Below are 503 nucleotides of genomic sequence, written 5' to 3' on the forward strand. Positions count from 1 at the left end.
ACATCCAGCAATGTGGTGTGTATGCCATCTGCTGTGAGCAATAGATCATCTCCAACTTGCGTCAAGGAAAGCTCAACTCCATTAGCAACAGAGATGCGATCGTTTTCAGCGAATGAAAAGCCGATAATCACATCATCACCACGACTCAGGGTGTAGGTATCAGCACCACGATCTCCTTTGAGTTTGTCATCTCCAGACCCGCCATCAAGCCGATCATTACCATTGCCTCCAGTGACGTGATCATCTCCACTGCGCCCTAACAAAACATCATCACCATTAGCACCAAAGATCACTTCGTTTGCAGAGGTTCCAGACAATAAATCATTTTCAGCAGAACCAATGATTCTTGGTTCACGCAAGCTCTTAGGAAGGACACCAAAGAGTGATTTCGTATAGAGCTCAATGTCATTACCATCTCCTCCTTGATAGGTAATAAAGAGATCACGTGGTGATCCTTTATCGCTTTTAAATCTGCCTACTGAATCTCCTTCATTGAGGCCATC

At 44.7% G+C, this 503-nt stretch carries 1 protein-coding gene; it reads right to left on the reverse strand.

Annotated elements, in window-relative coordinates:
• Window positions 1-503 (reverse strand): calcium-binding protein (locus tag PMIT1303_RS00480; protein ID WP_369818690.1); only part of this gene is annotated, 503 nt, incomplete at both ends.

This window comes from Prochlorococcus sp. MIT 1303 (assembly GCF_001631965.1).
GTDB classification, from domain to species: domain Bacteria; phylum Cyanobacteriota; class Cyanobacteriia; order PCC-6307; family Cyanobiaceae; genus Prochlorococcus; species Prochlorococcus marinus_D.